This is a genomic window from Terrabacter sp. P5_B1, from assembly GCF_056400505.1.
In genome coordinates, this window is the sequence record NZ_JBFULD010000228.1 from 1 (window position 1) to 6,914 (window position 6,914).

Annotated in this window: 7 protein-coding genes; all 7 read right to left on the reverse strand. The window is 68.9% G+C overall.

The annotated features are described in order from the left end of the window. A partial coding sequence (locus AC1DP0_RS15400; RefSeq protein ID WP_478085673.1) for a hypothetical protein occupies positions 1-856 on the reverse strand: 856 nt, incomplete at its 3' end. Positions 857-1,021: 165 nt separating this feature from the next. Continuing rightward, a complete protein-coding gene (locus AC1DP0_RS15405; protein ID WP_478085675.1) occupies positions 1,022-1,849 on the reverse strand; it encodes a serine hydrolase in 828 nt (275 codons plus the stop codon). A gap of 1 nt (position 1,850) precedes the next feature. Further along, on the reverse strand, positions 1,851-2,762 hold the full coding sequence (locus AC1DP0_RS15410) for an alpha/beta fold hydrolase (RefSeq protein ID WP_478085679.1): 912 nt from the start codon (positions 2,760-2,762) through the stop codon (positions 1,851-1,853). 25 nt (positions 2,763-2,787) lie between these two features. Beyond that, positions 2,788-3,336, reverse strand: a complete 549-nt coding sequence (locus tag AC1DP0_RS15415) for a phage holin family protein (RefSeq protein ID WP_478085683.1) — start codon at positions 3,334-3,336, stop codon at positions 2,788-2,790. Between the two features lie 99 nt (positions 3,337-3,435). Then, on the reverse strand, positions 3,436-4,767 hold the full coding sequence (nhaA, locus tag AC1DP0_RS15420) for a Na+/H+ antiporter NhaA (RefSeq protein WP_478085693.1): 1,332 nt from the start codon (positions 4,765-4,767) through the stop codon (positions 3,436-3,438). Between the two features lie 525 nt (positions 4,768-5,292). Continuing rightward, positions 5,293-6,582, reverse strand: coding sequence for a glycosyltransferase family 87 protein (locus tag AC1DP0_RS15425; protein ID WP_478085687.1), 1,290 nt, complete (start codon positions 6,580-6,582; stop codon positions 5,293-5,295). After that, positions 6,579-6,914, reverse strand: a 336-nt coding sequence (locus tag AC1DP0_RS15430) for an A24 family peptidase (protein ID WP_478085690.1), incomplete at its 5' end; no start/stop codon positions are given. The genes AC1DP0_RS15425 and AC1DP0_RS15430, both read right to left, overlap by 4 nt.

Here is a 6,914-nt window from a genome sequence, read left to right on the forward strand (position 1 = left end):
GCTCACGAGCGAGCCGGCGGCGGTCCTCGAGCACCGCCGCGCGGGCCTGGGCAGACCAGTAGTGGCTGATCTCGCGGGCGGCGCCGACGAGGAGAACGGCATACGACCCCGTTCGCAGCAGGTCGCCGGTGTAGAGCCAGTCGCTGTACAGCGACGGGAAGAGTAGGTAGTTCAGGCGCGCGAAGGCTGCCAGCGCGAAGGCGGGACCAAGCATGCGGAGCAGCTCGTCTCGCCCCCCGGGGCGCGAACCGGCCCTTGCCGCAAAGAGGACCGAGGCCGCTGCGAAGCAGGCCGCCGTCACGCCGTAGGTGACGAGCAGGGCCGGGTGTCCCGCGATGACCGGGCGCTCGGCAGACGCAGGAGGCGTGGCGGCCAGCGGAACTGGGAGCGATCCGCGTAACACGTAGGTCAGCACGAGACCGAAGACGACGGTCGCCCAGGGGAGGACATTGAGAGGCCGTGTCCAGCCGTCGGGGACCAGGCGCGCGCCTGCCACGGCCGCGGCGAGGACCAGGGCTGCGCCCACCACGCGGATGGCGACAGGCAGCCACACGTCGGCGCGCCCGTCGTCGAGGCCGAGGAGGTGCAGGCCCAGGGTCATTCCGAGTCCGGCCACTGCGAGGAGCAGGAGCCCGCCGGCCAGCAGCAGATCCTGCAGGCGCCCGCTGCGCCGGTACCGGCCCCAGATCAGGAAGGCGACCAGCAGGGCGACGCCGGTGTCGGCGGAGTCAAGGACCAGATGCAGCTGTGGGTCGTGGTAGGCGAAGAGCAGGTAGGGGGTGCCGAGGATGGCTGCTGTGACGGCGATGCCGAGAGCCCAGCCCACCAAGGTCGGCACTGCGGCCGAGGTGGCCATCCCACCACTCGGTCCCCTGCGACCGACCGTCCCCCTGTGGCCCATGAGGCGGAGTCTAGGTACACCGTTTACCAAATGTTGGCAAAATCGCCAATTGGTATCTTCTTGGTAAAGCGCGCCGTGTGACCGCTGCCCGAAGCGCGGAGGGGTCCGGCGACAGGGTGTCTAGAGCTGGGTGAGAACCTGCTCACCGATGTGGCGCATCCCGCGGAGGACTGCCCAGACCGTCAAGTGATCGAGCGTGGTTCCYGGCGCGGGCTCCCAGTTGGCTATGGCGGCCCACGTGACCGTCCGGGCGCCAGCCGTCACAGCACCGGCGTCGGCGCGGACCCCGGCGTCGGTCCCTGTCTTGTTCCAGAAGGTCGTGGGTAGCCCCAGCGACGAATGGTGGGCGATGGGGTCCAAGCCGCCCTGCTCGACGAGGGCAGACCCGACCATCGACTGGTCGACGTTGGCCGAGAGCCACTGCCGCACGAGCCGATCCGCAGCGGGACCCGAAGCCGTGTCGGACGCGAGGCGGGACATGAGGGCGCTGAGCTCACCCGCGGTGCCGGTCGAGAGCGTCGTGGGGTGATCGGCCTCGCGGACGTCCCGCACCCGGTCGTGCAGAGCGGTGGCGCGCAGGCCCAGAGACGTGGCACGAGCAGCGACCTCGGCCAGCCCGACGCGGCTGAGCAGGACGTTGGTCGCCAGGTTGTCGGAGACGGCTCCGACGAGGGTTGCGACGTCGATGAGGGGGAGCGTCTCGACGGAGAGCGTGTGCCACAGGCCGGAGTCGCCGACCCAGAGGTCGACGGACCGGGTCAGCGGCTCGTCGGGGGAGAGCTCGCCGGACGCGATGAGCCGGGCCGTCTCTATGAGGAGCAGCACCTTGCCGACGGACGCCGTGCGCAAGGCCACGTCCTCGCCGACCGCGCCCAACGGCATACCTGATCCGTCACGGACGCACACCGACCATGTGACCCCGCCGGCGTCGGGCAGCTCGATCTCCATGTCAGCCAAGGGATCCGAGCCACGCGACCAGGGCGGCGCTGACCTTGTCCGGCGCCTCCTCGGTGAGGAAGTGTCCGGCGCCGGGGACCTTGACCTGCCGGTAGTCGCCGGGCACGAACGCGCCGGACCCGTGGGTCACGGCAGCGATGACGCAGCCGTCGTCAGTGCCTTGGAGTTGCAGCACGGGCACGCGGATCGCGTGACGGATCCGCCGCATGAAGAGTGGGCCGTCGGGGCGCACGGAGGATCGGCCGAGCCAGCGGTAGTGCTCCGCGGCCGAGTGGGCCACAAAGGGGATCATCATGCCGTCGCCGTAGCGGGAGACGTCCTCCGCCGTGGGGAAGGTGCCTGAGGGCGAGGCCCACGAGCGGAGGAGGCCCTCGACGTAGTCGTGCGACGCGGCCATCTCGCGCTCGGGACGAAAGGGCTTCTGCAGCCCGGCGATCCACGCCGAGGCGCGCCGCTGCTTGGGGTTGCTCCACGTCGCGTGGCGCATGACCCGGGGGTGTGGCATCGACAGGGCGGCGATGGCGCGTGTGACGTCGGGGCGCAGTGTCGGCATGCACCAGGAGATCCAGCCGCCCAGACCTTGGCCCATGACAACGGCGTCCTTCTCGCCGAGGGCGCGAATGACGCTGTCGACGTCGAGCGTCGCCATGTAGGTGTCGTAGCCACGGGGCGGCTTGTCGGACCCGCCGAAGCCGCGGAGGTCCATCGCGGCGACGCGGTAGCCCGCGTCGGCGAGGGCGATCATCTGGTGTCGCCACGCGTACCAGAACTGCGGGAAGCCGTGGAGCATCACCACGAGCGGCCCGTCCCCGATCTCGGCGACGTGGAAGCGGGCGCCGTTGGCGGAGACGTAGCGGTGCTCCCAGGGTCCGTCGATATTGACGAAGGCAGCGTCGACGGACATGGGTGCGGGTCGGGTGGCGGCTGGCTCAGGCGTCGCGGGACGGGTCCGGCGTGCTGGCCGTGGCGCCGTTGCTCGACGTCACGGCTGTCGTCGGAGCAGATGCGCTGACGGCCGGCGTCGCCGGGAGGTCCTTGCGGTCCCACGCGGGGCGAGGTGCCGGGACTGTGGTGCCCGGGTGCTCGGCCGCCGACTTCAGCGCCGCGACCGTCTCCTGAGCCTCGGAGATCGTCTTCTCCGGCGTCGGCTTGACGGTCTTCATCTTCCTGACGCCGAGTAGGGCCAGCACGCCCGCCACGATGAGCATGAAGACGGTGACGATCAGGAAGCTGAGCCAGCGCGGCAGCCCCAGCGCCTGGATGCCCTCGGCCATCGTGATGAAGATGAAGTAGACGGAGTAGAAGCCGACGACGGCCGCTCCGGCGAGCAGGCCTCCGCCGACGCCCGCCTTCTTGACCTGCACCGAGACCTCAGCCTTGGCCAGGGCGATCTCGCTGCGAACGAGCGTCGAGATGTCCTGTGTCGCGGAGGCGACCAGCTGGCCCAGTGTCCGCTCCTGCCGGGGGTCCGTGCTCATCGGCTCACTTCCTCGGTGCTCGTTGGTGTGTGTGCGGTCGCGCCTGCCCGGTGCAACCTTACTGTGCAGTCCGTACCCGGACGTGCGCGCCCGGCACCATCACGCCGGATCGAGCCGTCCCTCGGCCTGGTAGACGTCGGGGACCCCGTCGTGGTCGAGGTCGGCGGTCTCGCGAGCTTCCACGAGCCGGTAGTGCCGGTTGCGCAGGCGGAGAACGATGGTCGCCAGCAAGGCCGCAATGAGGCTGCCGCAGAGGACGGCGAGCTTGACGTGGTTGTCCCGCTCGGAGCCGTTGCCGAAGGCGAGCTCGCCGACGAGCAGGCTGACGGTGAAGCCCACTCCCGACAGCACGGAGAGTCCGAAGACGTCGGTCCAGGCAAGGTCTTCGTCGAGTTCGGCACGGGTGAACCGGGCGACCGCCCACGTGCCGCCGAGGACGCCGATCGTCTTGCCCACGACGAGGCCCACCACGACACCGATCGCGGCCGGATCACGCAGGGCGGCGCCGATGCCGCCACCGACCACCGTGACGCCGGCAGCGAAGAACGCGAAGACCGGGACCGCGAAACCGGCAGAGAAGGGACGGATGCGGTGCTCGATGCGCTCCGCCATCGAGTGCCGGTCGGGGTCGTCCTCCACCTCACGGCTGACGGGGACCAGGAGGCCGAGCAGGACGCCGGCAACCGTCGCGTGAACGCCGCTCGAGTGGACGAAGCCCCAGGCGAGCAAGGCGGGGACCGCAAGAACGAAGGGATTGGTGATCTTCCGCTCGAGGAGGAGGCGCCACGCGGCGAGGGGGACAACGGCGGCCAGCAGCCAGATGAGGTTGACGGTATCGGTGTAGAAAACGGCGATGATCGTGATGGCGATGAGGTCGTCGACGACCGCGAGGGTCAGCAGGAAGGACCGGAGGGCGCTTGGAAGGTGCGTGCCGATGACGGCGAGCACCGCCAGTGCGAAGGCGATGTCAGTGGCGGTCGGGATGGCCCAGCCGCGGAGTATGCCGTCCACCTCGCTCGCGCTGTCGCCCTGGCTCATCAGCGTGGCCGTGACCACGAACAGAACGGCAGGCAGGGCGACGCCGCAGACGGCGGCGGCGATCGGCAGGGCTGCCTTGCGCCGGTCGGACAGGTCACCGGCGACGAACTCGCGCTTGAGCTCGATGCCGGCGACGAGGAAGAAGACCGCCAAGAGGCCGTCGGCCGCCCAGGTCCCGAGGGACAGGTCGAGGTGCAGCGCGGGCGGACCGATGACGGTGTCGCGGAGCGTGGCGTAGCCCTCTCGCCACGGCGAGTTCGCCCAGACGAGGGCGGCGACCGCGGCCGCGAGGAGGATGGCGCCACCGACGGTCTCGGTGCGGAGGAGGTCTGCGACGTAGCGAGCCTCGCGCCAGCTGCCACGGCCGAGGAGCCGGTCCGTCGTGCCGGGCATCGGCTGCGTCGTCGGGTTGGTGGAGGAGTGCGGGTCGCTCACCGGAGGTCCCTTCGGGGATGGGTCATCGGACGCCGACCAGACTTCCCGGCACACCTTGGGTCCGCGCACCACGGCGCCAACCCAGGTCCAGCCTATCGAGGCGGGTGGCTCCATCCGCCGGTATGTCCAACCGCATCGCTGAGCAGACCTGGGAGGACCATAGATGGCTCACGCCAAAAGGGAAGCAGTGAATGAGATCGCCTGCGACGCGGGCAAATCCGACTGAAGGACATCAATCCTAGGAGCGCAATTGCGCCACTACATTCGCGTGCGGGAGTGGGCGGAGTCTGTTCAGGGGCCATCGCCCTCGCCAGATCTGCCTTGACCGCATGCGGGTGCCGTGCGCGCCGGACCCGGATGAACGGCGTCCAGGGCGTCATAGCCGGGACGGTCAGCCGTCTCTACGGAGCACCTCGTCGGGGAGAGCCTCCGGGTAGTGGGGTCCTTCACCTCCAGCGGCGACCCGCATCACGAGCCGGTCCCCTACCTGGCCCTCCCGGGTCGAGGGCAGGAGGCCTCGTTCGAGTAGCGTGAATGGCGAACGAGCGTTCTCCAGAGGACGATGAACGCAAGAGCTGCCCACGGAGCGCCGATTGCGCGAAGCGGCCATGGGGCCGAGCCCACGAGGGCGTGCAGCGGTGCGATGAGCCACAGCAGAACGAACGTGACGGCGAGGCTGACGCGCGTGACGGCCGTCCACGCGCACTCGGCCAACCCCATGAGGACAGGGATTGCAAGAACGAGGTCGTACGCCATGAAGTGGGGGGAGGCGACGACGGTAACGGCCAACACAAGGGCCCAGTCTGTGAGGCCGACGACTCCGCGACTTCGGACAGCAACGATGCCCGGTATGCAGAATGCCAAGCCCACCGCAGTCGTAGCCCATTGCATCGAGCTACCCCCGATTGGCGGGGCGACGGCAGTGAGCCACGCGGAAGCGCTCACCGCCTTCCACGCCTGATCCTGCTGTACGGCTGTGGCGTAGGGCTGGGAGTGAGGAAGCTCCAACCACGAATGGAAGACATCAGGGCCCACCATGAACATCGAGACGGCGACCAAGGCCATCCCCAAACTGAAGAACGCCGACAGGGCGCGAAACCTTCGCTGGCACAGCAGGAGGGCCGGTACGAGGAACACGAGTTGTGGCTTGATACACCCGAGAGCCAACACTCCGCCGGCTCCGAGGTCGCATCCAGCGTTCAACAGACGGATTCCGAGGACGATGGCGAGAAGGACGAGTGTCGTGTCCTGCCCGCCGCCCACCAGTTCCAGCACTGGGTACGACGCGATGATCAGCCAGATGACCGATCCCCAGCGCTCTTTCAGGACCGAGGGCGCAAGGGGTTGCAGCAATCGGAGCGAGAGGAACAGCGCGCCGACCGAGATGGCACTCCACAACGCGCAGCTGAGCCAATAGGGGACGACGGCAAGCGGTGCGAAGAGGATCGCCACGAAGGGCGGTGAGACGAACCACGACAGCCCGGTCGAGCCCAGCTCCTGCTGTTGCATTGCGGCTTGGACGGCGGGGTCGTAGAGGCTCCCCAGACGCCCGTCCAACAGCAGCCGGCCCGCGGTCCAGCGGGCAGCGTAGTCGGGAAGAGGCGTCTGGCCGCCGGGAAGGGCCCACGAAAGGGCCAGCGACACCCCGAACCCGATGACGAGCACCGCCGAGTAGACACGGAGTCGCTCGGGAGTCAGGACGGAGTCGACTGCGGTGGCGAGTTTCCCCGGTGACCCATTCCTGAGTGTCTTGCTCGGATCAATGGCCTTCACAGCAAGGCACCAACTGCTCCGGCCAAGATGTTGATCGTGGCACACGCGGACACCAGCATGACTGGGCCGTAAGCGAAGGTGCTGCCCCGGCGTGCCCGTCCAGTGATCAGTAGCGCCACTGCGACCACGCCGCCGAGGACGAAGGTGGCCAGCGTGTCGACCAGGACGTGACCCCAGCTGAGCCACCCGAGGAGCAACCCGAGGAGGCCCGACAGCTTCACGTCGCCGAAACCCATTCCTCCAGCCGGGGCAATCAGCACGAGGATGAAGAAGAGGGCGAACATGGCGACCCCGGCCAGGAGTGACCGCTTCATGGCCGCCCAGTCCCCGGT

What these genes read in the sequence shown, in the direction of transcription:
- AC1DP0_RS15410 (WP_478085679.1), bottom strand. Translation starts at nt 2,762, where the DNA reads ATGTCCGTCGACGCTGCCTTCGTCAATATCGACGGACCCTGGGAGCAC.
- AC1DP0_RS15415 (WP_478085683.1), bottom strand. Translation starts at nt 3,336, where the DNA reads ATGAGCACGGACCCCCGGCAGGAGCGGACACTGGGCCAGCTGGTCGCC.
- nhaA (WP_478085693.1), bottom strand. Translation starts at nt 4,767, where the DNA reads ATGCCCGGCACGACGGACCGGCTCCTCGGCCGTGGCAGCTGGCGCGAG.